Annotated in this window: 29 protein-coding genes; 5 read left to right on the top strand and 24 right to left on the bottom strand. The window is 41.6% G+C overall.

All coding sequences use genetic code 11. From position 1 onward, the window contains the following. Positions 1 to 4 precede the first annotated feature (4 nt). On the bottom strand, positions 5 to 949 hold the full coding sequence (locus JNO66_RS10960; RefSeq protein ID WP_210340836.1) for an AEC family transporter: 945 nt from the start codon (positions 947 to 949) through the stop codon (positions 5 to 7). Positions 950 to 1,046: 97 nt separating this feature from the next. On the opposite strand from JNO66_RS10960, the gene JNO66_RS10955 reads away from it, so the two are divergent. Then, the gene (locus tag JNO66_RS10955; RefSeq protein WP_203088276.1) at positions 1,047 to 1,568 is read left to right on the top strand and encodes a cysteine hydrolase family protein; all 522 of its coding nucleotides are present in this window, start codon (positions 1,047 to 1,049) and stop codon (positions 1,566 to 1,568) included. A gap of 57 nt (positions 1,569 to 1,625) precedes the next feature. Here the strand turns inward: JNO66_RS10955 and secG are convergent, their stop codons facing one another. From secG to JNO66_RS10915, 8 genes are all read right to left on the bottom strand, one after another. After that, entirely contained in the window at positions 1,626 to 1,877 is a 252-nt protein-coding gene (gene secG / locus JNO66_RS10950; RefSeq protein ID WP_369876236.1) for a preprotein translocase subunit SecG, read from the bottom strand. Between the two features lie 462 nt (positions 1,878 to 2,339). Next, complete coding sequence (gene eno / locus JNO66_RS10945; RefSeq protein ID WP_373367166.1) at positions 2,340 to 3,638, bottom strand: phosphopyruvate hydratase; 1,299 nt, start codon at positions 3,636 to 3,638, stop codon at positions 2,340 to 2,342. Between the two features lie 17 nt (positions 3,639 to 3,655). Next, positions 3,656 to 5,188 (bottom strand): 2,3-bisphosphoglycerate-independent phosphoglycerate mutase, encoded by a 1,533-nt coding sequence (gene gpmI, locus JNO66_RS10940; RefSeq protein WP_203088273.1) that lies wholly within the window; start codon positions 5,186 to 5,188, stop codon positions 3,656 to 3,658. Continuing rightward, the gene (gene tpiA / locus JNO66_RS10935; RefSeq protein WP_203088272.1) at positions 5,185 to 5,940 is read right to left on the bottom strand and encodes a triose-phosphate isomerase; all 756 of its coding nucleotides are present in this window, start codon (positions 5,938 to 5,940) and stop codon (positions 5,185 to 5,187) included. The genes gpmI and tpiA overlap by 4 nt, the downstream gene beginning before the upstream one ends. A 23-nt stretch (positions 5,941 to 5,963) precedes the next feature. Beyond that, positions 5,964 to 7,151, bottom strand: coding sequence for a phosphoglycerate kinase (locus JNO66_RS10930; protein WP_203088271.1), 1,188 nt, complete (start codon positions 7,149 to 7,151; stop codon positions 5,964 to 5,966). An 88-nt stretch (positions 7,152 to 7,239) separates the two neighbouring features. Next, the gene (gene gap, locus JNO66_RS10925; protein ID WP_203088270.1) at positions 7,240 to 8,247 is read right to left on the bottom strand and encodes a type I glyceraldehyde-3-phosphate dehydrogenase; all 1,008 of its coding nucleotides are present in this window, start codon (positions 8,245 to 8,247) and stop codon (positions 7,240 to 7,242) included. A gap of 65 nt (positions 8,248 to 8,312) precedes the next feature. Then, positions 8,313 to 9,335, bottom strand: a complete 1,023-nt coding sequence (locus JNO66_RS10920) for a sugar-binding transcriptional regulator (RefSeq protein WP_203088442.1) — start codon at positions 9,333 to 9,335, stop codon at positions 8,313 to 8,315. Positions 9,336 to 9,471: 136 nt separating this feature from the next. Next, entirely contained in the window at positions 9,472 to 9,729 is a 258-nt protein-coding gene (locus tag JNO66_RS10915) for a glutaredoxin family protein (RefSeq protein WP_246483230.1), read from the bottom strand. 251 nt (positions 9,730 to 9,980) lie between these two features. On the opposite strand from JNO66_RS10915, the gene clpP reads away from it, so the two are divergent. Continuing rightward, complete coding sequence (gene clpP, locus JNO66_RS10910) at positions 9,981 to 10,574, top strand: ATP-dependent Clp endopeptidase proteolytic subunit ClpP (RefSeq protein WP_203088269.1); 594 nt, start codon at positions 9,981 to 9,983, stop codon at positions 10,572 to 10,574. A gap of 575 nt (positions 10,575 to 11,149) precedes the next feature. Here the strand turns inward: clpP and JNO66_RS10905 are convergent. The 7 genes from JNO66_RS10905 to JNO66_RS10875 form a co-directional block, all read right to left on the bottom strand. After that, positions 11,150 to 11,404, bottom strand: a complete 255-nt coding sequence (locus JNO66_RS10905) for an HPr family phosphocarrier protein (RefSeq protein ID WP_203088268.1) — start codon at positions 11,402 to 11,404, stop codon at positions 11,150 to 11,152. Between the two features lie 28 nt (positions 11,405 to 11,432). Then, complete coding sequence (gene whiA / locus JNO66_RS10900; RefSeq protein ID WP_203088267.1) at positions 11,433 to 12,383, bottom strand: DNA-binding protein WhiA; 951 nt, start codon at positions 12,381 to 12,383, stop codon at positions 11,433 to 11,435. A 29-nt stretch (positions 12,384 to 12,412) separates the two neighbouring features. Then, positions 12,413 to 13,375, bottom strand: a complete 963-nt coding sequence (locus JNO66_RS10895; protein WP_203088266.1) for a gluconeogenesis factor YvcK family protein — start codon at positions 13,373 to 13,375, stop codon at positions 12,413 to 12,415. Then, positions 13,372 to 14,265: an RNase adapter RapZ gene (gene rapZ / locus JNO66_RS10890; protein ID WP_203088265.1), complete on the bottom strand. Its 894-nt coding sequence runs from the start codon at positions 14,263 to 14,265 to the stop codon at positions 13,372 to 13,374. The genes JNO66_RS10895 and rapZ overlap by 4 nt, the downstream gene beginning before the upstream one ends. A 16-nt stretch (positions 14,266 to 14,281) precedes the next feature. Further along, on the bottom strand, positions 14,282 to 14,758 hold the full coding sequence (locus tag JNO66_RS10885) for an 8-oxo-dGTP diphosphatase (RefSeq protein WP_203088264.1): 477 nt from the start codon (positions 14,756 to 14,758) through the stop codon (positions 14,282 to 14,284). A gap of 315 nt (positions 14,759 to 15,073) precedes the next feature. After that, on the bottom strand, positions 15,074 to 16,018 hold the full coding sequence (gene trxB, locus JNO66_RS10880; RefSeq protein WP_203088263.1) for a thioredoxin-disulfide reductase: 945 nt from the start codon (positions 16,016 to 16,018) through the stop codon (positions 15,074 to 15,076). 82 nt (positions 16,019 to 16,100) lie between these two features. After that, complete coding sequence (locus JNO66_RS10875; RefSeq protein WP_203088262.1) at positions 16,101 to 17,141, bottom strand: tetratricopeptide repeat protein; 1,041 nt, start codon at positions 17,139 to 17,141, stop codon at positions 16,101 to 16,103. Positions 17,142 to 17,438: 297 nt separating this feature from the next. Here JNO66_RS10875 and amaP point away from each other — a divergent pair, with 297 nt between their 5' ends. The 3 genes from amaP to JNO66_RS10860 are packed head-to-tail and all read left to right on the top strand — an operon-like array spanning position 17,439 to position 18,703. Then, on the top strand, positions 17,439 to 17,990 hold the full coding sequence (gene amaP, locus JNO66_RS10870) for an alkaline shock response membrane anchor protein AmaP (protein ID WP_203088261.1): 552 nt from the start codon (positions 17,439 to 17,441) through the stop codon (positions 17,988 to 17,990). A 12-nt stretch (positions 17,991 to 18,002) separates the two neighbouring features. Then, complete coding sequence (locus JNO66_RS10865; protein ID WP_203088260.1) at positions 18,003 to 18,212, top strand: DUF2273 domain-containing protein; 210 nt, start codon at positions 18,003 to 18,005, stop codon at positions 18,210 to 18,212. 20 nt (positions 18,213 to 18,232) lie between these two features. Next, positions 18,233 to 18,703 carry an Asp23/Gls24 family envelope stress response protein gene (locus JNO66_RS10860; RefSeq protein WP_203088259.1) on the top strand — a complete coding sequence of 157 codons (471 nt, stop codon included), beginning with the start codon at positions 18,233 to 18,235 and terminating at the stop codon, positions 18,701 to 18,703. A 49-nt stretch (positions 18,704 to 18,752) separates the two neighbouring features. Here the strand turns inward: JNO66_RS10860 and hisIE are convergent, their stop codons facing one another. The 8 genes from hisIE to JNO66_RS10820 are packed head-to-tail and all read right to left on the bottom strand — an operon-like array spanning position 18,753 to position 25,177. Beyond that, on the bottom strand, positions 18,753 to 19,376 hold the full coding sequence (gene hisIE, locus JNO66_RS10855; RefSeq protein ID WP_203088258.1) for a bifunctional phosphoribosyl-AMP cyclohydrolase/phosphoribosyl-ATP diphosphatase HisIE: 624 nt from the start codon (positions 19,374 to 19,376) through the stop codon (positions 18,753 to 18,755). Continuing rightward, the gene (gene hisF, locus JNO66_RS10850; protein ID WP_203088257.1) at positions 19,373 to 20,131 is read right to left on the bottom strand and encodes an imidazole glycerol phosphate synthase subunit HisF; all 759 of its coding nucleotides are present in this window, start codon (positions 20,129 to 20,131) and stop codon (positions 19,373 to 19,375) included. Before hisF ends, hisIE begins: the two co-directional genes overlap by 4 nt. Positions 20,132 to 20,135: 4 nt before the next feature. Further along, a complete protein-coding gene (hisA, locus tag JNO66_RS10845) occupies positions 20,136 to 20,870 on the bottom strand; it encodes a 1-(5-phosphoribosyl)-5-[(5-phosphoribosylamino)methylideneamino]imidazole-4-carboxamide isomerase (RefSeq protein WP_203088256.1) in 735 nt (244 codons plus the stop codon). After that, positions 20,863 to 21,504, bottom strand: coding sequence for an imidazole glycerol phosphate synthase subunit HisH (gene hisH / locus JNO66_RS10840; protein ID WP_203088255.1), 642 nt, complete (start codon positions 21,502 to 21,504; stop codon positions 20,863 to 20,865). The genes hisA and hisH overlap by 8 nt, the downstream gene beginning before the upstream one ends. Further along, positions 21,505 to 22,101, bottom strand: a complete 597-nt coding sequence (hisB, locus tag JNO66_RS10835) for an imidazoleglycerol-phosphate dehydratase HisB (protein WP_203088254.1) — start codon at positions 22,099 to 22,101, stop codon at positions 21,505 to 21,507. After that, positions 22,094 to 23,374, bottom strand: coding sequence for a histidinol dehydrogenase (hisD, locus tag JNO66_RS10830; protein ID WP_203088253.1), 1,281 nt, complete (start codon positions 23,372 to 23,374; stop codon positions 22,094 to 22,096). Before hisD ends, hisB begins: the two co-directional genes overlap by 8 nt. Continuing rightward, positions 23,371 to 24,009 carry an ATP phosphoribosyltransferase gene (gene hisG, locus JNO66_RS10825; protein ID WP_203088252.1) on the bottom strand — a complete coding sequence of 213 codons (639 nt, stop codon included), beginning with the start codon at positions 24,007 to 24,009 and terminating at the stop codon, positions 23,371 to 23,373. The genes hisD and hisG overlap by 4 nt, the downstream gene beginning before the upstream one ends. Next, positions 24,002 to 25,177, bottom strand: coding sequence for an ATP phosphoribosyltransferase regulatory subunit (locus JNO66_RS10820; protein WP_203088440.1), 1,176 nt, complete (start codon positions 25,175 to 25,177; stop codon positions 24,002 to 24,004). The genes hisG and JNO66_RS10820 overlap by 8 nt, the downstream gene beginning before the upstream one ends. Positions 25,178 to 25,422 lie beyond the last annotated feature (245 nt).

The following is a 25,422-nucleotide window of genomic DNA, read 5'->3' as shown; positions in this document are numbered from 1 at the left end:
ACGTTTAAATTAATGGAATAACGATATAAAGCAATGGAATAAATACAACCAAAAGGCCTGTACTCACCAACCAGTTTGAATTTGCCAAATCAACATCAAGTTGATAAAGCTGAGGAGGTACTAAAGCAGAAACAGCTGTAGGCATCATACATAAGATAAGGATAACGTGAATGATGTATCCGTCCTTTAAACTTCCTAGTCCAAATAATAGCGCCGTGCTCACTACAAGAAAAGGAACAATTAATCCTTTAACAAGTGATAGTGTGAGACTTAATTTAAGATGCTCCCGTACCGATTGAATTCTCATTGAAAAACCTACGGGAATGAGTAGGAGAATTGCGGTAATCGGAACTAGAACCTGAATGAATAGACCATAACCATCGATTCGTTCCAGTCCAGAGACATTTAACATACCTCCTATAACAATGGAGAAGAATGTAACCATAATAAATGGATCACGAATAATGGAGCGCCATCCTTTATGTACACCTTCATCTTGAGAAACTCCGTATCTTTTAGCTATTGGGTAACAAACCGTATAATAAAATAATTCCTCAAAAAGTCTAAACAGCGCAACATAAGCCAAGCTTTCTTCACCCAGAAGCAGCACACAAAATAGCGAGCCAAATGTCCCTAAATTTATAAAGGATCCTGTCACAAACATCGCGCCTGTTTGTGATCGACTAAGTGAAAAAACTCTTGATAATAAAACGCCTAAAAGGCCGCCCAGCGCAATTGTCAGCACACCAAGAAGTGGTAGAAAAAGAAGAAGTCCATCTGTTAGTTCAGCATACCAAAAAGCACCTATTAGAATGATGGGGTTCATCCCTAATAAAACCACTCGTATACAGTAAAATAAGACACGCGATAAAGGAAACCAGCTTGGCGTATATTGATGATCAGCCATCATGCGGAGCAATCTACCAATCACCAAACCTAAAACAATCACACTTATCGCAAATAATAGTTGATTGATTCCTATCCCCTCCTAATTATATAATAGTTGGAAGAAAAGATCTAAAAAAGAGAAAATTGGGGGTGGGATGTTGAAATCAGCATTACTTATGCTTGATATTCAAAACGGTTTTGCAAAAGCAGGAGAATTCAGTGATGTTATAACCCGTAATCAACTACTTGCTAATCACTTTCAAGAGCAACAACAAATTGTCGTTATGACAAGGCATGTAGATCAGCATATAAAGAGTCTAATAAAGGACCAAACACCTAATGGCGAATTAGATGCTTCGCTTCATCCATTCGCTCATAAAGTGATTGAGAAACAGCAGCCTAGCGCTTTTTTACAAACAGAACTTGATGAATATTTAAAAACAAATCAAATTACACATCTTGTTGTTACTGGTTTTAATGTAGAATTCTGTTGTTTGTTTAATAGTATCATTGCCCATGAAAAGGGGTATCATGTGACTTTTATTGAAGATGCCTCTGCTACGGTTAACACCGATCACACCTATGACATGCCTGGATTGGATATCCGTGACTTCATTGCAACGATACTCGATTGGTCTGGGACCATTCAAGTGATGGATACAGATGAATACATAGGTTAAATACAAAGAACCACTCCCATTATCGCAATTGAAATGGAGTGGTTCAGTTTAGATCTATTACAAGAAGTAACCAAGAGCAACAGCCAAAATAAAGAATAGAACGGCTAGAACGATCGTTGCTCTATGAAGAACTAAGTCTACTCCTCTGGCTTTTTGTTTACCTAGTAGCTGCTCAGCTCCACCGGAGATTGCTCCAGACAAACCAGCACTCTTACCTGATTGAAGTACAACAACGGTAATTAAAGCGATTGAAACAATCACTAATAAAACCATAAGTGTTAATTGCAAAAAATCCACCTCCAAGCACATTTTACGCTAATTTTAATCTACCATAACCACGTAATCAATTCAATCTACTTTAGTAAAAATTGTTTATAAGTCATATAGTAGCTAATTTCCACGACATTCTACAGCAAATCATCTATTTCCCGAGCAATAGTTACATTTCCCCTATCATTCATTAGAAAAAAGCTTGAGCTATAACTATAAAATACGAAAATGGCAAATAGTTCGATTACATAATCATTCGCCATTTGTGATTTTATTTGCACAAGCGGAGGGAGAACCCGAGACTCCTACGGAACAGAACGCGGTGAAGACACTGTAGCGGCGTTTTTCCCGCGAAAGAGGCTGAGGCCGTTCCCGTGGAAAGCGAGGGATTCTCCTGTAGCGGATTTATTGCTATGTACGTGTTTTGCTAACTATATTAACGTTATGTCCCTGCTTCATTAGAAAAACCCACTCACCGCTGTGAGTGGGTTTCACTTGAAATTACTTAGAAAGATTGTAGAAAGACTTACGTCCGCCGTATACAGATACGTCAGCAAGCTCGTCTTCGATACGAATCAATTGGTTGTATTTCGCTACGCGGTCTGTACGAGACGGTGCACCCGTTTTAATTTGACCAGCGTTTGTAGCAACTGCGATATCAGCAATTGTTGCATCTTCTGTTTCACCAGAACGGTGAGAGATAACCGCTGTGTAACCAGCACGTTTAGCCATTTCGATCGCTTCAAATGTTTCAGTAAGCGTACCAATTTGGTTAACTTTGATAAGGATTGAGTTAGAGATTCCTTTTTCAATCCCTTCAGCAAGCTTTTCAGTGTTCGTAACAAACAAGTCATCACCAACAAGCTGTACTTTGTCTCCAAGCTTTTCAGTTAGAAGCTTGTGACCTTCCCAGTCGTTTTCGTCTAGGCCATCTTCAATTGAGATGATTGGGTATTTAGAAACAAGATCTTCGTAGAAAGTAACAAGCTCTTCAGAAGATAATACTTTACCTTCACCAGAAAGATGGTATTTACCGTCTTCTTTGTTGAATAGCTCAGAAGAAGCAACGTCCATTGCAAGTTGCACTTCTTCGCCTGGCTTATAACCAGCTTTTTCGATTGCTTCAATAATCGTCTGAAGCGCTTCTTCGTTTGAAGATAGGTTAGGAGCGAATCCACCCTCATCTCCTACTGCAGTGTTGTAGCCTTTAGATTTAAGAACTGATTTAAGGTTGTGGAAGATTTCCGCACCAATTTGAACAGCGTGCTTGAAGCTATCAGCTCCAACAGGCATGATCATGAATTCTTGAATATCTACGTTGTTATCAGCGTGCTCTCCACCATTGATGATGTTCATCATTGGTACTGGAAGAGTTTTCGCGCTGAATCCACCAAGGTATACGTATAAAGGAATACCAAGTGCTTTAGCAGCTGCATGAGCAACAGCCATAGATACACCAAGGATTGCGTTAGCACCTAATTTAGCTTTGTTTTTTGTACCGTCAAGCTCAAGAAGAAGCTTATCGATTCCTAGTTGGTCCATTGCGTCAACACCAATTAATTTTGGTGCAATTACATCGTTTACGTTAGCAACAGCTGTTAAAACACCTTTACCCATGAAGCGGTCTCCGCCATCACGAAGTTCTACTGCTTCGTATTCTCCTGTTGATGCGCCACTTGGTACAAGGGCACGTCCCATTGCTCCAGATTCTACATATACTTCTACTTCTACTGTTGGGTTACCACGTGAATCAAGAACTTCACGAGCATGAATATCAGTAATCATAGTCAAGCTAATCATCTCCCTTAATGGTTTGTTTATTTTATTAACGTCTTTCCAGTCATTTCTTCTGGTTGTTTTGCATCGAGTAGTTGAAGAACAGTTGGTGCAAGGTCAGCTAAAATACCGTCCTCACGTAGTGTAACGCCCTTTTCAGTTACAATGACTGGCACACGGTTTGTTGTGTGAGCTGTCATTGGATTCCCTTCAAGTGTAACGACTTCGTCAGCATTCCCGTGATCAGCGGTAATGATGGCCGCGCCACCTTTTTCAAGGATTGCGTCTACTACTTTTCCAAGACATTCATCTACTGCCTCAATGGCTTTAATCGTCGGTTCAAGCTTTCCTGAATGGCCGACCATGTCAGGATTTGCGAAGTTTAAGATAATCGCGTCATGCTTGTCCGCTTCGATTTCAGAAACCAATGCATCGGTTACTTCATATGCACTCATTTCAGGTTGTAAATCATAGGTTGCTACTTTTGGTGAGTCGATTAAAATACGAGATTCACCAGGGAATTCCTGCTCACGGCCACCGCTAAAGAAAAACGTAACGTGAGGGTATTTTTCTGTTTCAGCAATCCGAAGCTGACGAAGATTTTGTTGAGAAAGAACTTCTCCAAGAGTGTTATCAAGATTTGTTGGTTTGAAGGCTACAAATCCATCAACGGACTCACTAAACTTTGTTAAGCACACAAAGTGTAGGTTCTTTGGAAATTTCTCTCCACGGTCAAATCCTCTAAAGTCTTCGTTTGTGAATACTTGAGATAATTGAATGGCACGGTCTGGTCGGAAGTTAAAGAAAATGACAGCATCGTTATCCTGAACAGTAGCTACTGGTTTACCTTCTTTGTCCGTCAACACAGAAGGAATCACAAACTCATCATGGATTTCGTTTTTGTAATTATCTTCAAGTACGTCTAGAGCATTCTCATATGAAGGTCCTTCACCATATACCATGGCGCGGTATGATTTCTCTAAACGGTCCCAACGCTTGTCGCGGTCCATTGCATAATAACGGCCATGAACTGTAGCAAGCTCGCCAATGCCTACCTCATTAAGCTTTTCTTGGAGCGAACGCAGATAGGTTTCCGCACTTGTCGGTGCTACATCGCGTCCATCGAGAAAGCCGTGAATGTACACTTTTTTCACATTCTTACGCTTCGCTAATTCCAGTAGTGCGAATAAGTGCTCAATGTGACTGTGAATGCCTCCGTCAGACAACAAGCCATATAAATGAAGAGCGGTTCCCTTTTCATTTACATGATCAATAGCATCAAGGAAAGTTTGATTTTCAAAAAACTCACCTTCACGGATAGCAAGATTCACTCTTGTTAAACTTTGATAAACGATACGGCCAGCACCAATATTTAAGTGTCCAACCTCAGAGTTACCCATTTGACCATCAGGTAAGCCAACCGCTTCCCCATCTGCTTTAAGAGTGGCATGAGGGAATTCGTTGTAATACCGGTCAAAATTAGGTTTTTTCGCCTGCTCTACCGCGTTGCCTTTGGTTTCGTCCCTTAAACCAAAGCCATCTAGGATAATCAGAGCAACGGGTTTCTTACTCATTTTACCGCCTCCAGAAGCTCAAGGAATGAAGCTGGCTCAAGGCTCGCTCCTCCAACTAAAGCTCCATCAATATCAGTTTGTGCCATGTATTCAGCAATGTTAGCAGGTTTTACGCTACCTCCATACTGGATACGAACAGCGTCAGATACTTCATGTGTGAACGCTTCTGCAACAACGGTACGGATGTATCCGCAGCCTTCGTTTGCATCTTCAGAAGATGAAGATTTCCCAGTTCCAATTGCCCAAACTGGCTCATAAGCGATAACCGTGTTTTTCACTTGCTCTTCAGAAAGTCCCTCAAGACCTTTTGTGATTTGCTCGTGAAGAACATCATTTGTACGGTTTGCTTCTTTCTCTTCTAATGTTTCACCGCAGCAAAGAATTGGAGTGACTCCTTGCTCGTGTGCAGCATGAACTTTTTTGTTGATAAGTTCATCTGTTTCTCCAAACAATTCTCTACGTTCAGAGTGGCCTAAAACCACATAGTGAACACCTAGATCAGCAAGTGCTGATGGGCTAATTTCACCAGTGAATGCTCCACTTGTTTCAAAGTAAGCATTTTGAGCTCCTACTTTTAATTCTGTACCTTCTGCTGCTTCTACTAAGCTTTGTAGGAATAGAGCAGGTGCACAAACAACTGAATCAACTGACTCAGAGCTAGGTAGCTTTGCTTTTACTTCTTCGGCAAAAGATTTTGCTTCAGAAAGTGTTTTGTTCATTTTCCAGTTACCTGCAATAATTGGTTTACGCATGGTTCATCACCTCTCGTAATTAATTACTCTTTATCTGAAAGAGCGACAACGCCTGGAAGGTCTTTCCCTTCCATAAACTCTAATGACGCGCCTCCACCAGTAGAGATATGGCTCATCTTATCTGCCAGTCCAAACATTTCAACAGCAGCAGCTGAATCTCCTCCACCAATGACGGAATACGTTTCAGAGCTATCTGCAAGAGCTGTAGCTACAGCCTTTGTCCCTTTAGCGAATGCTTCAATTTCAAACACACCCATAGGTCCATTCCAGATTACAAGCGCAGATTCAGAAACCACACTCTTGTATGTATCTTGAGTTTTTGGACCAATATCTAATGCTTCCCAATCAGATGGAATTTCACTAATTGGCACAATTTTTGTATTAGCATCATTTGAGAAATCATCAGCTACTAGTACATCTTGTGGCATATAGAAGTTCACGCCATTTTTCTTCGCTTTTTCCATGAAGGTTTTAGCAAGATCGATTTTGTCTTCTTCAAGTAGAGATAATCCAACTTCATGACCTAATGCTTTTACGAATGTATAAGCAAGTCCGCCACCAATAATTAAATTGTCTACTTTATCAAGAAGATGGTCAATAACACCAATCTTGTCTTTTACTTTAGCTCCACCGATAATGGCTGTGAATGGGCGCTTAGGCTCAGTTAAAGCTTGTCCAAGCACTTCAAGTTCTTTTTCCATTAAGAAACCAGCTGCGGAAGGAAGGTGTTTTGCAATTCCTTCAGTAGAAGCATGAGCACGGTGAGCTGCACCAAATGCATCATTTACATAAAAATCAGCTAGAGAAGCAAATTCTTTTGCAAGCTCAGCATCATTTTTCTCTTCACCAGCATAGAAACGTACGTTTTCAAGCAATAGAATGTCACCATTCTCAAGCTTATTAACAGCTGCTTCAGCTACTTCGCCACGAGCTTCAGTACTCGCTGCTACTGGCTTACCTAAAAGCTCAGATAAACGATCTGCAACTGGCTTAAGACGAAGTTCTTCAACTACTTCACCTTTAGGACGTCCTAAGTGACTAGCAAGAATCACTTTTGCCCCTTGGTCTACTAAGTGCTTAATTGTTGGAAGAGCCGCTTTAATACGAGTTTCATCCGTGATCGCCCCGTCTTTCATTGGAACATTAAAATCTACACGCACAAATACGCGCTTCCCAGTTAGTGTTACGTCTTGAAGGGTTTGTTTATTCATAACGAACCTCCTCCTATTCATATATTGTGACAAGCGGAAAGGGGAGTCAGATTCTGGACCCTCCTCCCCTTCTATTCCGCTCGCTTAATTATAGCCCTTTGCTAGCGATGTATTCAACTAAGTCAACGACACGGTTTGAGAAACCAGTTTCGTTATCATACCAAGAGATAACTTTAACCATGTTACCTTCCATAACCATTGTAGAAAGTGCGTCGATTGTAGAAGAATGAGTGTTACCATTGTAATCTTGAGATACTAATGGATCTTCAGAGTATCCAAGGATTCCTTTTAGGTTACCTTCAGCAGCTTCTTTAAGAGCAGCGTTTACTTCTTCAGCTGTTACTTCTTTATCAAGTTCAACCACAAGGTCTACTAGAGATACGTTTGGTGTAGGAACACGCATTGCAGCTCCGTTAAGTTTACCTTTAAGTTCAGGAAGAACTAATGCTACTGCTTTAGCAGCTCCAGTTGAAGTTGGGATGATGTTTTCAGCTGCAGCACGCGCACGACGGTAGTCTTTGTGCGGAAGATCAAGGATTTGTTGGTCATTCGTGTAAGAGTGAACAGTGTTCATAAGTCCACGACGGATACCAAATTGATCATTTAATACTTTCGCGAATGGTGCTAAGCAGTTTGTTGTGCAAGATGCGTTAGAGATAACGTCATGGCTTGCTGGATCGTATTTGTCTTCGTTAACACCTACAACAACTGTGATATCCTCATCAGATGCTGGTGCAGAGATGATTACTTTTTTAGCTCCTGCTTCGATGTGCTTCGCAGCGTCAGCACGCTTCGTGAAGAAACCAGTAGACTCGATTACAACTTCTACTCCGTGCTTATCCCATCCGATTTCAGCTGGGTTACGCTCAGCCGAAACTTTGATTTCTTGACCATTAACAACTAAAGAGTTGTCTTTTACTTGAATGTCAGCATCAAGGATACCGTGAACCGTGTCATGCTTAAGTAAATGTGCAAGCATGTTTGCATCCGTTAAATCGTTGATTGCTACTACCTCTACGTTAGGGTTGTTAAGAGCCGTGCGGAATACGTTACGTCCAATACGACCAAAACCGTTAATACCAATTTTTGTTGCCATGTTAAATTCCTCCTGACTTCTATTAAAAAGCTTAATCTATCAAAAAGGGCAAAACCCTTTTCTTCCTATTCATCGTGAAGCAACCCTCTAGCGGCAGCTTCATCTGTAATGAGAACATCACTTGGTCGATGCTTCATGTAAGCTGCAATGGCGTTTGCCTTAGAAGCGCCTCCTGCAACAGAAATCACATGCTTTCCTGCATCTAGCTCATCCAATTGAAGACCAATCGTTCGCTGTTTGTGAATGATCTCTCCTGTTTGGTTAAAATAATAACCAAAGGCCTCTGCTACTGCGTGTTCCCGTTTTAGTTTGTTCATAAACGGTTCTTCTGAGCTTCGCCTCGCCGCCATTCTAGTAGCATCACCAATTCCGTGAAGCAAAATTCGAGATGTTTTAATTAAATCCAGAATTTCCTTAACAGAAGGCTCAAGTACTAATGAAGAATATGCTTCCTCACTTAACTGATCTGGAACATGCATGAGCCTGTATTCAGCTCCCGCTCGATCAGCAAATTCCGCGCTAATGGTGTTGGCTTGATTTTCAACTCGTTCTCCGAGTCCACCTCTAGCTGGAACAAAAATCGATTGACTCACCTTTGGATCAGGTGTCATCATTTGTGCCACAGCAGCAAGCGTCGTTCCACCCATTACTGCAACAACTGAGCTTGGAATAATGATTGATTTAAGTTCACGGACACAAGCCTGCCCCATTTCTTGCTTAACCCAATCTTCTTCGTCACTATTTCCTGGCACAATAACAACCTTTGTCACGCCAAGCTTTTGTTCAAGCTCCGTTTCAAGGGCACGTAACCCGAGAATTTCTTTCATCATTTCCTCAAGCTGAACAAGAACAGTTTCTCCTTCTCTTGTTAAACTCATTCCCGCCGTATTAAATGAAATAAGGCGTTGGTCCTTCAGAAAGGTGACTTCACCTCGAACCACTCGTTCGGAAAGCTGAAGGTTTACTGCTAGCGACCTTCGTCCAATCGGTTGTTTAAGATGAACAAACTGTAGCATTCTGTATCGCTTCTGCATGGTTTCTACTAAATCAGGTACTAACTGTTTTTGGATATTGACCAGCTTTCTCAACATTTAGCAACACCTCTTCCTCGGATAGGGACCGATAACGTCCCGCGATGACATTTTATGTCCCGACTTAAGCATACGAAACGTTTGCTACAAGGTCATCATACCAATCGTTCACGAATATGACAAGTTTTTTACCCTAGTTTTTTTCATTTGATAAATTGTGAGCTCGATTAGTAGACTGGATTGCATCGTTTAACTTATCGTATGAAAGGATTCCTTCATCGGCAACTTGTCCATTAATCGTCACCACAGGAATTCGAAACATATACGTTTCTAGTAATTCATCGTCCTGATAAATATCGAGGGTACGATAGGTAAGACCTAATTGATCTAACACCTTCTTTCCTTTCTCACATAATGAACAATGATCTTTTGAGTAGTAAATAATCTCCATGACCATGCCTCCCATCTGTTTGCTCCTATTTACAGTATACCAAACAAAGTTTTCATATTTAAGCGGTTTAACTTCTTTTAGAAACGGAAATGATGAATAGAGGATTTACGCAATGAATAGGGAATGTATATGTGTAGAGTGGTTTTTATTTGACCTTCTCTGACCTAATAGGTATGATGTACATAACAGCAATGCAAGAGCTGACAAACAGTAAAATGAATCTAAATTACATTTCACAGGAGGAATGATCCATGAATCTCATCCCTACAGTTATTGAACAAACAAACCGCGGCGAGCGCGCGTATGATATCTACTCTCGTCTTTTAAAAGATCGTATCATCATGCTAGGAAGTGCAATTGACGACAACGTAGCAAACTCAATCGTTGCACAGCTTTTATTCCTACAAGCGGAGGATCCAGATAAAGATATCTCCCTTTACATTAACAGCCCAGGTGGTTCCATCACAGCTGGAATGGCAATCTACGACACAATGAACTTTATCAAACCAGATGTATCAACAATCTGCATCGGTATGGCTGCATCAATGGGTTCATTCCTACTCGCAGCCGGAGCAAAAGGAAAACGACTTGCTCTTCCTAACAGTGAAGTTATGATTCACCAGCCGTTAGGTGGAACACAAGGTCAAGCATCTGATATTGAAATCCACGCTCGTCGTATCATCGAAATGCGTGAGAAGCTAAACGAAATTCTATCAGAGCGCACTGGTCAATCCATTGACATCATCTCTCGTGATACTGATCGTGATAACTTCATGACTGCTGAACGTGCGAAAGAATACGGTCTAATTGACCAAGTCATCTCTTCTCCAGCTGATCAGAAATAAGAATGATGAAAAAGCAGCCTTTGAGGCTGCTTTTTTGTGTGGGCAGGTCGTATGTTGGTGCTGGGATTAGTTATGTGATCTTGTGTTTACTCCCTACAACCCGCTACCAGGATGGCTGACACGCTTTCCTGGGGGACAAGGTCAGCCATCCTGTCCGCTAGATGAAAGGACCTAGAGTTTTAGGTGAGCTAACATCGTATCAGATGGTTCTATCGTTGCGCATTCCACAGCTTTTTGAGCACGCACCCTGCTTTTTTGCGCATTTTACCGTTTTTTGAGCACGTACACCGTTTTTTTGCGCATTCTATCGTTTTTTGAGCACGTATACCGATTTTCTGCACATCCAGTTATCTCAGAACCTCCATACCAAGCGGACGGGATGGCCGACCGACTCCTTAGGGATAAAAAGGCAGGGTTGAAATGATTCTGGCGCTAGCCGGAATTAGTTCGACGCCTTCCCTAGGAAAGCGTGTCGGCCAGCTCGGGAGCGAATTCATTGCACAGCATCAAAATCCCCAGCTCTATCACTCATTAACAGCAGCACAAAAAAAGCAGCCCACACGGCTGCTTTTCCCTTAAGCGTTCTGAATATAATCAACTAGCGTATCTAATGCTTCTTGTTCGTCGTGTCCATCTGTACTAATCACAACTGTTGCGTTGTGCCTAATGGCTAAGCTCATAATACCCATGATGCTTTTTGCATTTGCTACCTTTCCATCCTTCTCAATATTGACAACGGATGTAAAACGATTCGCTTCCTGTACAAACATGGCTGCTGGTCTTGCTTGCAAGCCTCCTTTAATGGCAACCTTCACTTCCGACTTAAGCATAACGAGTCCCCCTTTGATTAAAGTATATTCAGCTATTTATCATGTCTCCTGATCGTATCTTCTCGGCAATCTCATCAATCTTCTTTAATCTGTGATTAATACCAGATTTGCTTACTTTTCCGCCCTCAAGCATGTCCCCAAGTTCTTTGAGCGTCACATCCTGATGAGTCAATCGCAATGTAGCAATGTCCCTTAATTTCGGTGGCAATTGGTCCAAGCCAATCGTCCGCTGAATCAAACGGATATTCTCTACTTGCCTAAGAGCTGCACCAACCGTTTTATTAAGGTTAGCTGTTTCACAATTGACAAGTCGATTCACAGAGTTTCTCATATCCTTAAGTATTCGGACGTCTTCAAAGTAAAGTAACGCCTGATGCGCACCGATAATACTTAAAAACTCTGTAATCTTTTCACTTTCTTTAATGTAAACAATAAATCCTTTTTTCCGCTCAAGTGGCTTAGCTCGTAATCCATATTCGTTCATTAATTCACATAACGATTGATTATGTTCTTCTGATGAAGAGAAAATTTCTAAATGGTAAGACGAGGTTTCCGGATGATTCACCGAACCACCCGCTAAAAAAGCTCCCCTCATATATGCTCGCTTTCGCTGCTCCGTATGAAGAAATTCAGGCGCGACTGAACGAATCAGTGTGAACCCCTCGCCAATAATACCTAACTTTTCCATTAAAGGCTTTGCCCCTCGTGATACTCTTACCAAATAGACATTGTTCTTTTTCAACCTCATTTTTTTCCGAACGAGTAATTCAATAAAAATTTCCGGAAACAATTGTTTTAAAAGCGTATAAATTCGCCTAGCAATTGCAGCATTCTCGGTGGTAATATCCAATCCAACCTGCTGCCTTGCAAACGAGAGTGAACCATTCATACGAACGAGTGCAGCCAGCTCAGCTGAAGCTTGTGGAGTAGCGGGATCAAGCTGAGTTAATTCTTTTTTTACTTTAGCTGCAAAAGACATTTTGTCCCCCCCTTTCAGATGAATCTTAGTTAAGTCAGGGGCACATCCAAGCTCCCTGATCGAAGAATGGCCTCTGATACCATTTGCGCATTATGTCTTAATTGGCCATCCTGCTCTAATACAAAATCATCACAGATAATATTGACACCCATGTCTTGAAGGCGTTCATGATCTACCGTAACCGGAAATGCAATCTCCTCTTCATATCGTGCTCGCACGTTTTGAGAAATGATTGAACCATTTATCAAAATGTCATCAACTAAATGTGGACCACAATGAGAGATCAACCCGTTTAAGTGGTCAGAAGCGGAATATCCATCTGTTTCACCCAATTGAGTCATCGCATTGCAGATGTACATTTTCCGTGCCTGAGATGCTCGAATCGCTTCAACAATGCCAGGTACGAGTAGATTCGGTAGAACACTTGTATATAAGCTGCCAGGACCTAGCACAATAAGGTCTGCATTCTTAATTGCTTCAAGACTTTCAGGTAAAGGCTCAATGACTTCAGGTGTTAAAAAGACTCGCTTTATCGGCTTACGGGCCTTAGGAATTTTTGATTCGCCCGTTACAATTGAACCATCTTCCATCTCTGCATGAAGGACGATACTTTGATTCGCAGCTGGAAGAACCGTTCCGCGTACATTTAGTACTCGACTCACAGCAACAATGCCTTGATGAAAATCTCCAGTAATGGATGTCATTCCAGCAAGAAGCAAGTTTCCTAATGAATGTCCTGATAACCCACTTCCGTTTTCAAACCGATGCTGAAACAGCTCTTCAACCAATGGTTCCACTTCAGCTAAAGCAGTTAATACGTTTCGCACGTCTCCTGGTGGTGGAATATCTAGTTCTTTGCGTAAAATCCCTGAACTCCCTCCATCATCAGCTACGGTTACAATGGCTGTGATATTAACTGGGAATGTTTTGAGACCACGTAATAGAACCGATAAACCAGTACCTCCCCCTATGACAACCACATTCTTACTCACAGGTTAAGGACCTTTCGCTTAGCGATATCACGGTGGCTTGCATGAACCTCATAATCCGCCTCAAATTGTTTAGCGAAATGCTCTACTAGTGTGACGGAACGGTGCTGACCACCTGTACAGCCGATGCCAATCACAACTTGGCTTTTGCCCTCTCTTTTGTATTGAGGAAGCATAAAATCAAGCAGATCAGTTAATTTATCCACAAACTGTTGGGTTTCAGACCACTTGAGTACATAGGATGAAACTTCTTCATCTAAACCTGTTTGCGGACGCATATGCTCAATATAGTGTGGGTTTGGCAGGAATCGAACATCAAATACGAGGTCTGCGTCAATCGGGATCCCATACTTAAAACCAAACGATAAAAGCTGAATGGAAAATGATTGCCTAGCATTAGAAGAGAAACGCTGAATAAGGCGATCACGTAATTCTACTGGCTTTAAATCTGTCGTATCAATAATCAATTGAGCACGACCTTTTAACTCTTCAAGCATCTCTCTTTCAAGACGGATGCCTTCAAGAGGCAAGCCATTTTTAGCTAAAGGATGGGTTCTTCTCGATTCCTTATATCGCTGTACCAGCTTGTTATCTTTTGATTCAAGAAACAAAATTTGAACGGCTGGTTTCATATGGCTGTTACTTAACTGATCAACCGCTTCAAATAAATGATCAAAGAAACGCTGCCCACGTAAGTCCATGACAAGCGCTACTTTGTTCATCTTTCCACTAGCTCCTTCTACTAGATCCATGAACTTCGGGAGCAATGCAGGAGGAAGATTATCTACACAGAAATAACCTAAATCCTCAAAGCTCTGAACAGCAACGGTTTTCCCCGCTCCTGACATTCCCGTAATTATGACAATCTCAATGGTTTGTTCTGTCTCTCCCATTCATTAACACCCTTTTCTATTCTGGCTTCGGTTGTGCAGAAGGGTCTAGGCGCGACCGTAATAGCTTATAATCCGGTGTATAGTAAAACGTGCCATATTGAACGCCTTGACCGTTTAAGGCATGTTCAATGATGAACTTGTCTCCCTCTGCCATTGGCAAATGAGCCACCTCTTCGCAAGGCCACCATTTTAATTCCCCTTCAGGAGATTGCTCGAGCAAGGTTCCTGAATAGGCTTCTGCTTTAAATGTAAACAACATCCACTCTGAGAGTGTTTCATTGTTTTCTTCTATTACAATGGTGTATACACCATTTAATTCTGGATGACTGACGGATAAGCCTGTTTCTTCCCTAATTTCTCTTGTGGACGATTCTTTAATGGATTCTCCAGATTCCATTTTCCCTCCTGGAGCGACCCACCAGCCTCGACTTGGCTTTTGGAGAAGAAGTACTTGATCATTTGTTACAAGTACGCAATTTGTAACCCTTTGCAATTCGATCACCTCATTGTCTATACATCATAAGTATACATTTATTTTAGGACTGCTACAATTATTCAAGGGACGAATTAAAGGATTTGACAAAAAAAAGGGCACGAGCTTTGAAAGCTCGTGCTAAAGATATATAAAAAGGGGGTCAATTACTTAAACATATTGTAACAGTAATATATTTCATGACTGTTACAGAATGATTAAGAAGGAATTACGAAACCCTTGGCGCGCAAGGGTTTCAGGGTTAGTCCTTTTTTAAAAATTGACTAATCCATACCGTCTTTTTGACTACTTTTTATACAACAGTTTGGCAATTCGTCACGGATTGACTTTTTCAGCAAGACTTTCGATGTAATGTTGCACATTTTGCGCTGCAACACTTCCATCACCAGTTGCCGTTACAATTTGACGAAGAGATTTCTCACGTACATCTCCAGCTGCAAAAATACCAGGGATTTTTGTTTCCATCTCTTCATTAGTTACAATGTATCCTTCTTCATTCAAGATACCTAAGTTCTTCACACTTTCATTAAGTGGAAGCAAGCCAATGTAAATGAATACGCCATCTGTTTTGAACTCAGAGACTTCATCTGTTTTTGTATTTTTCAGTTTGACACTTCCAACTTTGCCGCCTTCTTCATCGATCTCAGTGACTACATGGTTCCAGATGAATTCGACTTTATCATTATCAAATGCACGTTGTTGTAAGATCTTTTGAGCGCGTAACTCATCACGACGGTGAATCACGGTTACCTTTGAAGCGAATCGCGTTAAATAAACCGCTTCTTCCACAGCAGAGTCTCCACCACCTACTACAACAAGTTCGCGATTTTTGAAGAATGCTCCATCACAAACTGCACAGTAGGATACACCGCGTCCTCCAAGCTCTTTTTCACCAGGCACGCCAATTTTCTTGTATTCCGCACCTGTGGTAACGATCACAGCACGAGCGTGGTATTCTTTTGATCCCGCAATCACTCGTTTAGTGTCGCCTTCATCTATAATTTCCTTAATATCTCCATATGCATATTCAGCACCGAATTTCTTTGCATGCTCGAACATTTTTGTTGAAAGATCTGGTCCTAAAATATGATCAAAACCAGGATAGTTTTCAACTTCTTCTGTATTAGCCATTTGCCCACCTGGAACACCTCGTTCAAGCATTAATGTGCTTAATTGTGCACGAGATGTATATACAGCTGCAGTCATTCCTGCAGGACCTGCTCCGGCAATAATGACATCATAAATGGTTTCTTCACTCATGGTCCGTACCCTCCTAAAATACACGTTAGAACGTATGTGTGTCTATCGTATCCAAATCACTGTAAACTGTCTATTGATCTGCTCATATACTCTGTGGCCATAGACGGAAGCTTACTTCGCTTGTATCTGAACGAGCGAGATCTGCTAATCTTTCCTCTGTTTCAGTATGTCCCTTTTTGATTGCCTTTTTCCATAAAGTAATCGCTCGTTCCTGTTTTCCGAGTTGGAATTGGGCAACACCAAGGCAATCGTACAGCTCTGGATCAAGATCGAAGGTTAATGTATCCACTTCTGCTAATCGTCTCTCTGCTTCCTGATACTCACCCAACGCACACAGAACTCGCGCTAATTTTAAGTAATGATCTGTATCCATCGGGTAAACCTGAGAAAGAACTTTCGCGTAGGATTTAGCTTCATTTATTTCACCGAGCTCCTGATTAAATAGAGCAAGATTACATAAGGCAAATAAGTTGCCTTTGTCCTCAGTAAGCACATGCTTAGAGATCGAAAAAGCTTTACCAATTTGACCTGATCTGAAGTACGCTTCGGCTAAATGATTAAAGGCTGCCCAACAGCTTGGATAATCCTCTACCATTTCTTTTAATACAGGAATGGCCTGTTCGGGCTTGTTTTGCTTTAGAAAAGATCCAGCAGTAGTATGGCCAGAAATCAGACTTTCAATCTCTTCTGACTCATCCTCCATTGCGAGTTCCTCTTCCTTAAGCATTTCCAGTAACTCCTCAGCACCTTCAAGGCGAGATTCAGCTGTAGTCTCCTTTAGATAGGTTTTCACCGATTGCTCCGCTAACAAAAATTGACCTAAATAAGCATAGTTATTGGCCATAAAAAAGTAGCATTCAGGATAATCCTTCGTCACAGCTAACACATCACGAAGAATATCATTTGAACGCTCATATTCACTAAGCTCTGATAATACAGCAGCTAATTGAATTTGAAAAACAGGTTCTTTATCTGTCAGCTTAACCGCGCGTTCAAACAATGTCACGGCACGCTTTAGATTCTTTTTTTTATAGGCATCGATGCCTCTATGAAAGAAGTAATCTCCATTTTGTAGGAATGGGATTACATTGGTATGTTTTTTTCGATAAACCGATACATCCATATAGACTGCTTTCCCTCCAGATGTCTTCTATGTGCTTTCCCAGTATACATCATCTGTATGAAAAATGGGAGAGAAGCGCACGGATTGCATGACAATTAAACGAAGATTCTTTCCAGAGTCTATAATTGTTTGAAGCTTGCCCTTTATTCCCACAATAATTTCCATGTTTCGGTTTTTTAAAGTGGTGGAATATAAAGGTCAGAGATGGTGCACCCTCTCAAGATTCGACACAAATAAATAAAGCTATCCTGCTATCCTTGAGATGTGATTTGCTTTATACAGAAAGGATGCGAACGTGTGAATCTGTTCATTCGATTTGTTTTAGGCATTTATGCTTTTCTCACACTTCTTTTAACAGCAAGTGTCTTGTTAACTGTAACAGACACGTACAATCCTATTGATGCTTGGCTAACTGCTCAACAAGCGAATGAAGGGTTTTGGATTATTATTGGGATTTTGAGCTTCATCGGATTGTTATCCCTAATCTTTTTAATTCAAGCATTTTCAATGAAACGTTCATCGCATTCTAAGTATGTTGCACCTACAGATATCGGAGTCATCGGCATATCTAAAGCATCGATTGAATCTACAGTGCTAACAATTATTAGAAGATTTGATGGGCTACGATCTGTTAAAGTTGATGCGAATATTTTATCAAAGTCTCAACAGGTTTTGGTCAATGTCCGTTATACTCCGTTTGGGACAAGTCCAGTACAAGAAAATGCAAAAAAACTTCAAGAAACAATAAAAACAGAACTTGAGAAGTGGCTAGAGATTCCTGTAAAAGAAGTAAAAATTGCGATTGAAAATGAACCCTATACTTCAAAAAAACAGGAACGCGTCATATAAGGAGGAAGCGTAATGAATCCGGAAACTTTCATGCGCTATCGTGGGCGCATTCTAGGATTACTTATCGCCATCGTCTTTAGTATATTATATTTGACGATTGGCTTTGGCTATACAGTAGCCGTTGCTATTTTTGTTTTGATTGGTTACTTAATAGGTAAGTGGATTGATGGGGACTTAGATGTAAGTACCTACATCCAAGCATTATTCAGTCGAAGAGATTAATAAAAAGGGAGATGCGAGATATGGAAACGAACGTAAAATCAACTGAAAAAACAGCAGCACAATTACAGAAAGAACAAGAACAACAATCATCAGAACAAACAAATCGTGAAAAATTAACGTATGATGATGAAGTCATCAAAAAAATCACTGCACTTGCTACAAATGAAGTATCGGGGATTCTAGGAATGAGCGGGAACCTTTTCCAAGGAGTGAGAGAAACATTTGGAGGGGATGAAAAGATTACAAAAGGAATTCATGCTGATGTTGGCGAAAAACAAGTTGCAATCGACATTGAAGTCTATGTGGAATACGGTAAAAATATCCCTAGTATCTACCGCGAAGTAAAAGAAAGTGTAAGCAAAAACATTCATAACATGACAGGACTTGAGCTTGTTGAGTTTAATATGAATGTAGACGATGTCTACACTCGTGAAGAATTTGAAAGCAAAAAATCAAATTCAAGCTCTTCTAACTCTGGAAGAGTTGAATAATAACTAGAGAGCGTACACTCCTTATGGGGCGTACGCTCTCTTATCTTATTTATGATCGAGCCTTTAAGATATCGGTGACTTCACTAAACGACACCTTCTGTTCTCTGAGTAACACAAAAAGGTGATACAAAAGATCGGCGGCTTCGTTTGTAAGCTCTTCGCGGTCACGATTCTTTGCTGCAATAATCACTTCCGCTGATTCCTCGCCTACTTTTTTAAGGATCTTGTCGACGCCCTTTTCAAATAAATACGTGGTATAGGCACCCTCTGGTCGTTCTACTTCTCTTTGGGCAATGATTCGTTCAAGTTCGGAAAGAATGGCAACTGAATCCGTTTCATTAACAGCTACTTCTTGATTCTCTAAAGAAGACGAGAAGCAAGTATACGTACCTTTATGACATGCAGGGCCCTCAGGTGTCACGAGCACTAGTAATGCATCTTGATCACAATCGTACCGAATATCTTGGATTTTTTGCGTGTTTCCAGAGGTTTCTCCTTTATGCCATAGTTCTTGTCTAGAACGGCTGAAAAACCAGGTTTCTTTTGTTTCAAGTGACTTTGTTAGTGATTCTTGATTCATGTAAGCAAGAGTTAATACTTCTTTGCTTGCTGCATCTTGAACAATGGCTGGCACAAGACCTTTTTCATCAAATTGAATCGTTTCTATGTTCATCGAATGGACAGCCCTTCCTCTTTAAGATAGCTTTTCACTTCTGCTACAGATGTTTCCTTATAATGAAAAATTGACGCTGCAAGAGCGGCATCAGCCTGTCCTTCCTTAAAAGCATCTAAAAAGTGTTCCTTCCCCCCTGCCCCGCCTGATGCAATGACAGGTACAGTTACCGCTTCATTCACTTTCTGAAGAAGTGGAAGGTCAAACCCTGTTTTCGCTCCGTCTTGATCCATACTCGTGAGTAATATCTCACCTGCACCAAGTGTGACCGCATGCTTAGCCCACTTAGATACTTCCCACTCGGTTGCTTTTCGACCTCCATGTGTGTATACACGCCAGGATTTGAGTTCTGGATCGTATTTTGCATCAATCGCAACGACAATACATTGAGCACCAAAGAAGTCAGCACCTTCTTTAATTAACTCCGGTCTTAAAACAGCTGCTGTATTAAGGGAAACCTTATCCGCTCCCGCACGGAGCACTCGCTTCATATCAGCAAGTGTACGAATCCCTCCTCCAACTGTGAAAGGAATGGCTAGTTTCCCGGCTACTTCTTCAACCACTTCAATCATCGTCTCGTGACCTTCATGAGAAGCAGAAATATCAAGGAAAACAAGCTCGTCTGCCCCTTGCTCGTCGTAAAAAGCAGCAAGCTCAACCGGATCTCCAGCATCTCTCAAGCCAACAAATTGTATGCCTTTTACAACTCGTCCTTCCTTCACGTCTAAGCATGGAATAATTCGTTTTGTCAGCATCTCATTACCCCTTTCTTTCCAGGGCTTCTTCAAGCGTAAAACGGTTCGTATATAAGGCTTTTCCGACAATTGCTCCGTCAATGCCTGATGATTGTTTCACTGCCAGCTTATCCAGATCTTCTAGTGTACTGACTCCACCAGATGCAATGACAGCTGCACCACTTGCTATGGCTAAAGCTTCAATGGCTTCTGTATTTGGTCCTGACAACATCCCATCACGAGCAATGTCAGTAAAAATAAAAGTCTGTGCACCAAAGCGAACCATTTCACGAGCCAAGTCCTCTGCTTTTACTTCCGATGTTTCAAGCCATCCTTCTGTTGCTACGTACCCATCTCTTGCATCAATTCCAATGACAATTCGATCCCCACCATATGTAGCAAGCATCTCTTTCGTAAAATCAGGATTTTGAACAGCAACACTTCCAAGAATGACTCGATCTACACCGCGCTCCAAATAATAAGCAACATCCTCTGCCGAGCGAATCCCACCACCAATTTGCACACGCGCATCTAATTCTTTTGCCACACGCACAACATATTCATGATTGACTCGTTGTTTGGCCTTTGCACCATCAAGATCGACCATATGGATCCATTTGGCCCCAGCTTCGGCAAAAGATTTCGCCATCTCAAATGGAGAATCCCCGTACACTGTCTCTTGGTCGTAATCTCCTTGGACCAAGCGAACACATTTCCCATCCCTCATATCAATCGCAGGATAAATAATGAATTCAGTCAAATTGTTTCACCCCTTTTTCAACCAAGAGTCCAAAATTCTTTAATAATTCCATTCCGACCTGGCTACTTTTCTCTGGATGGAATTGCGTACCGACAACAGAACCTCGACCAACGATGGCAGGAACGTCCTGATGGTAGTCAGAGGTCGCAAGCAGGATGTCCTGATCTTCTGTTTGAACCGCGTACGAATGAACAAAGTAAACATAACCCGGTTCGACTTCATGAAGAATCGCATGATCCTGATGAAATTGGAGCTGATTCCATCCCATATGTGGAATCTTATAAGGCTCACCCTCACTCGTCACACCTGAGAATTTCATAACCTTACCAGGTAATAAACCCAAGCCTAGTGTTTGTCGATGTTCTTCGCTTTCGTCAAACAACAGCTGCATGCCAAGACAGATGCCCATTAAAGGTTTTTCGTCTGCTGCCCATTGTTTAAGGAATTCGCTCTTACCTGTTTCATTTAAAATCTCCATTGCATCGGGAAACGCACCGACACCAGGTAAAAGTAATCCATCCGTTTTGCTAAGCTCTTCTATATCCTCTGAGATGAGGTAAGGCAGGCCAATTCGCTCCAATGCCTTACTGACACTATGCAAATTACCCATGCCATAATCAACAATTCCTATCATCTACAACATTCCTTTCGACGAAGGGACTCCTTTTACACGCGGATCAATCATTGTTGCATCATCTAACGCACGTGCTAATGCTTTAAACACAGCCTCAATCATGTGGTGTGTGTTATGACCATAGTGCACAATCACATGTAGATTCATTCGTGCCTCTAACGCAAATTTCCACAGAAACTCATGAACAAGCTCTGTATCAAATGTTCCTACTTTTTGAGAAGGAAACTCTGCTCTAAACTCTAAATGCGGACGATTACTTAAATCGACAACAACTTGTGCCAACGTTTCATCCATAGGAATAAATGCATTTCCGTAACGCTTAATTCCTTTTTTCGTTCCGAGTGCTTCCTTTACAACCTGCCCGAGACAGATCCCAATATCCTCTGTTGTATGATGGTCATCCACATCTGTATCACCATTTGCTTGCACAGACAAATTAAATTGACCATGCTTCGCAAAAAGATCCAGCATATGGTTCATAAAAGGAACACCTGTATCTAGTGTAGTTGTTCCTTCTCCGTCGATATCAAGAGCTAATTTAATTTGAGTTTCTCCCGTGTTACGCTCAATTGAAGCGTTGCGTTTTTCTTCAGTCATTCTGCTCATCTCCTAAACGAATCTCTACTGCGCGTGCGTGTGCTTCTAAACCTTCTAATCTGGCAAGTGTTGTGATGGCATCTGCCTGAGCTAATAATGCTTCTTTTGAATAGGAGAGCACGCTAGACTTTTTCACAAAATCATCTACACTTAATGGGCTTGAAAAACGCGCAGTGCCTTCTGTTGGTAATACGTGGTTTGGTCCAGCAAAATAATCACCAATTGGTTCTGTTGTATATGGGCCTAAGAAAATGGCTCCAGCATGGCGAATCTTGCCTAGCTGTTCCATTGGATTCTGAACAATGATTTCTAGGTGCTCAGGAGCAATTCGATTGACGGTATCAATTGATTCTTCTAAGTCTTTCGTGACATAGATCTTACCTTGCCCCTCAATTGATGCACGTGCGATCGCTTCTTTCGGTAATGAGCTGAGCTGTAGCTCAACTTGATTTGACACTTCTTCAGCCAGCTCTTCTGAATCTGTCACTAATATAGCCGTGGCTAACTCATCATGTTCTGCTTGTGAAAGAAGATCAGCTGCCACATGAGACGGAATCGCTGTTTCATCCGCTAGTACAGTAATATCACTTGGTCCAGCGATCATATCAATGTCCACAACGCCGTACACTGCACGCTTGGCAAGCGCAACATAGATATTACCTGGGCCCGTAATTTTATCAACAGGTGCAATCGTTTCTGTTCCGTAGGCAAGCGCTGCAACCGCTTGGGCGCCACCAATTTTATAGATTTCTTTTACACCTAATTCATTCGCTGTAACTAGTACCCCAGCTGGGAGCTTACCGTCTTTTTGTACGGGAGAGACCATTGCGATCTCCCCTACTCCTGCCACCTGAGCCGGAATGATATTCATCATAATGCTTGAAGGATAAGCGGCCTTTCCACCCGGTACATACACTCCTACTCGATCAAGCGGTGTGACTTTTTGTCCAAGCATGACGCCATCTGCTTTCGTTGTCATCCAAGACTGCGTCACTTGTCTTTGATGGAAATCACGAATTCGATGAATCGCTTCACGAATCGCTTCGATTACGTTTGGCTCAATGTGTTGATAGGCTTCCTCAAGTTCAGTGGGCTCAACCTTTAACTGCGTGAGTTCAGCTCCGTCAAGCTCTCGGGTATAGCGAAACAATGCATCATCACCATTATCTCGGACTTCCTTAATAATGGAGTCAACAATTTTTTGTTCCTTTTCTCTCCCGACCTCTACCGTTCGCTTAAACGTTGTAGATTGATCAACTCTTTGAATCTTCATCCGTTGTCCCCCTCCACCACATCAAACAATCGCTCTACCATTCGATCAATTTGCTCCGCTTTCATCCGATAGCTTACAGGGTTCACAATAAATCTCGACGTAATTGGTTCAATGGTTTCAAGCTCGACCAGTCCGTTATCACGTAACGTTTGACCCGATGAAACGATATCTACAATTCGATCAGCTAATCCGATTAGAGGTGCCAGTTCAATTGATCCATTTAGCTTAATGATCTCAACCTGTTCACCTTGTTTCTTAAAATAATGAGCAGCTAGATTCGGATATTTTGAAGCAACCTTTGGATTGATCTCCTGCTTTTGATAACCCGGCAAGCCCGCCACGGCCATATAACACTCGCTAATTTTTAAATCAAGTACCTCATACACATCACGTTCTTCTTCAATCATGACATCTTTCCCTGCCACACCTACATCCGCCACGCCATGCTCTACATAGGTTGGCACATCCATTGGCTTCGCTAAGATGAATCTTAGATTCTCTTCTGGAACTTCAATAATTAATTTTCTTGAATCATCAAATTCTTCGGGAAGCTGATATCCTGCTTTGCGCAGAAGGTCTAAGGCTTCTTCAAAAATACGGCCCTTTGGCATCGCAATGGTTAATGAATCACTCATCAGCTTGACCTCCCTGCTTTGATTTTCCAATGACATAGAGAATGTCATCGTAATCCTCACTCATTTGATCCACATTTGCAATCCCATTTAAATCTTGAAGAACAACAATCTGTCCCTCTTCTCTTAATTGACGCGCTTGGCCAATCGCTTCCGCTCGTCTTTCTCGACTAAAGATGACACATGTCCGATTTTCAGTTGGGGCGATTTGTCCAACTGCTTCTGCTAACAGATCCAAGCGAATCCCAAACCCTATTGCTTGAGCAGGACGATTGAATTGCTGTAGCAACTCATCATAGCGCCCTCCACTCCCAAGTGGAACACCGAGCTCCTGACTATAGACTTCAAATACCGTACCAGTATAGTAGCTCATATGAAGGACAAGATTTAAATCCATCGTTATAAACGAGTCGAGTCCATATTCCTTTAACACAGTCCAAAGTTCCTGTAATTCCTCAAGTGCTGCTTTGCCTTGTTCGGATTCAACAAGCTTCCAGGCTTGTTCAAATAACTCATTTCCACCACGCAGCTTAAGTAAACCGAACAGCCTCTTCTTATCAATAGAAGAAAGCTGAAGTCCTTTAACATGCGACCTGAATCCAACGTAATTTTTTTCATATAGGAAACGACGAAGTACCTCTGCACGTTCCGTATTCCCTACAATCTCAAGAAGAAGTGCGTCAACAAAGCCAACATGTCCTATGGCCAGTTTAAACTGCTGTAATCCAGTTCTTTTTAATGATTCAATTAAGAGAGCAATCGTTTCAGCATCCGCACTCACTGAGCCATCACCGATTAACTCCGCACCTACTTGCTCAAACTCAGCCGGACGACCGCCATCATATTGCTGTGCTCTAAATAAGTTGGAGTGATAGCCTAAACGAATGGGATAAGCCGTTTGTTTTAAGCTTGAAGAAACAAGTCGTGCAATCGGTGCTGTCATATCTGGACGAAGCACCAATGAATAACCTTGTTTATCCATCAGCTTAAACAGTTGTTGATCCAAAATAGCCGATTTTGCTCCAATTGTATCGTAATATTCAACGGTTGGCGTCTCAACCATTTGATAGCCCCAACCCTTCATCTCATTCACAATCTCAGTTCGTAAATACGTTTTTGTTTCGTACAGCTCTGGCAACGTGTCTCTCATGCCAAGAGGTTTCTCAAACATGAATAACTTTGACAATATTCGCACCCCACTATGTATCAATTCATCTAATTTTCAGTATATCATACGGTTTTGCTTTAGTTCGCTAAATCAATAGCGAAGTAAAGGATTTATTGATAGTTTACATCGCTCTTCCTTGTGCGTCAACCAATTCGTGTCATTGCGAGTGCGCAAATGTAGAAATAATAGTCAATTCACTCACAATAAAAAAGGAAGGGACTGGGACATAACAGTAAATCGCTCACGAA

Source organism: Alkalicoccobacillus gibsonii (assembly GCF_016798245.1).
GTDB lineage: Bacteria > Bacillota > Bacilli > Bacillales > Bacillaceae_D > Alkalicoccobacillus > Alkalicoccobacillus gibsonii.
Note: the sequence above shows the minus strand (reverse complement) of the source record. Positions and strands in the feature narration are given on the sequence as shown.

Coding starts and splice junctions, on each gene's coding strand:
- hisH (WP_203088255.1), bottom strand. CDS start 21,504: ATGATAGGAATTGTTGATTATGGCATGGGTAATTTGCATAGTGTCAGT.
- rapZ (WP_203088265.1), bottom strand. CDS start 14,265: ATGGGAGAGACAGAACAAACCATTGAGATTGTCATAATTACGGGAATG.
- gap (WP_203088270.1), bottom strand. CDS start 8,247: ATGGCAACAAAAATTGGTATTAACGGTTTTGGTCGTATTGGACGTAAC.
- JNO66_RS10875 (WP_203088262.1), bottom strand. CDS start 17,141: ATGGATGTATCGGTTTATCGAAAAAAACATACCAATGTAATCCCATTC.
- hisD (WP_203088253.1), bottom strand. CDS start 23,374: ATGAAGATTCAAAGAGTTGATCAATCTACAACGTTTAAGCGAACGGTA.
- JNO66_RS10905 (WP_203088268.1), bottom strand. CDS start 11,404: ATGCTTAAGTCGGAAGTGAAGGTTGCCATTAAAGGAGGCTTGCAAGCA.
- trxB (WP_203088263.1), bottom strand. CDS start 16,018: ATGAGTGAAGAAACCATTTATGATGTCATTATTGCCGGAGCAGGTCCT.
- eno (WP_373367166.1), bottom strand. CDS start 3,638: ATGATTAGCTTGACTATGATTACTGATATTCATGCTCGTGAAGTTCTT.
- JNO66_RS10820 (WP_203088440.1), bottom strand. CDS start 25,177: ATGTTTGAGAAACCTCTTGGCATGAGAGACACGTTGCCAGAGCTGTAC.
- gpmI (WP_203088273.1), bottom strand. CDS start 5,188: ATGAGTAAGAAACCCGTTGCTCTGATTATCCTAGATGGCTTTGGTTTA.
- tpiA (WP_203088272.1), bottom strand. CDS start 5,940: ATGCGTAAACCAATTATTGCAGGTAACTGGAAAATGAACAAAACACTT.
- hisB (WP_203088254.1), bottom strand. CDS start 22,101: ATGACTGAAGAAAAACGCAACGCTTCAATTGAGCGTAACACGGGAGAA.
- hisIE (WP_203088258.1), bottom strand. CDS start 19,376: ATGAACATAGAAACGATTCAATTTGATGAAAAAGGTCTTGTGCCAGCC.
- hisG (WP_203088252.1), bottom strand. CDS start 24,009: ATGAGTGATTCATTAACCATTGCGATGCCAAAGGGCCGTATTTTTGAA.
- JNO66_RS10930 (WP_203088271.1), bottom strand. CDS start 7,151: ATGAATAAACAAACCCTTCAAGACGTAACACTAACTGGGAAGCGCGTA.
- whiA (WP_203088267.1), bottom strand. CDS start 12,383: ATGTCTTTTGCAGCTAAAGTAAAAAAAGAATTAACTCAGCTTGATCCC.
- JNO66_RS10915 (WP_246483230.1), bottom strand. CDS start 9,729: ATGGAGATTATTTACTACTCAAAAGATCATTGTTCATTATGTGAGAAA.
- hisF (WP_203088257.1), bottom strand. CDS start 20,131: ATGCTGACAAAACGAATTATTCCATGCTTAGACGTGAAGGAAGGACGA.
- secG (WP_369876236.1), bottom strand. CDS start 1,877: ATGTGCTTGGAGGTGGATTTTTTGCAATTAACACTTATGGTTTTATTA.
- clpP (WP_203088269.1), top strand. CDS start 9,981: ATGAATCTCATCCCTACAGTTATTGAACAAACAAACCGCGGCGAGCGC.
- JNO66_RS10860 (WP_203088259.1), top strand. CDS start 18,233: ATGGAAACGAACGTAAAATCAACTGAAAAAACAGCAGCACAATTACAG.
- JNO66_RS10865 (WP_203088260.1), top strand. CDS start 18,003: ATGAATCCGGAAACTTTCATGCGCTATCGTGGGCGCATTCTAGGATTA.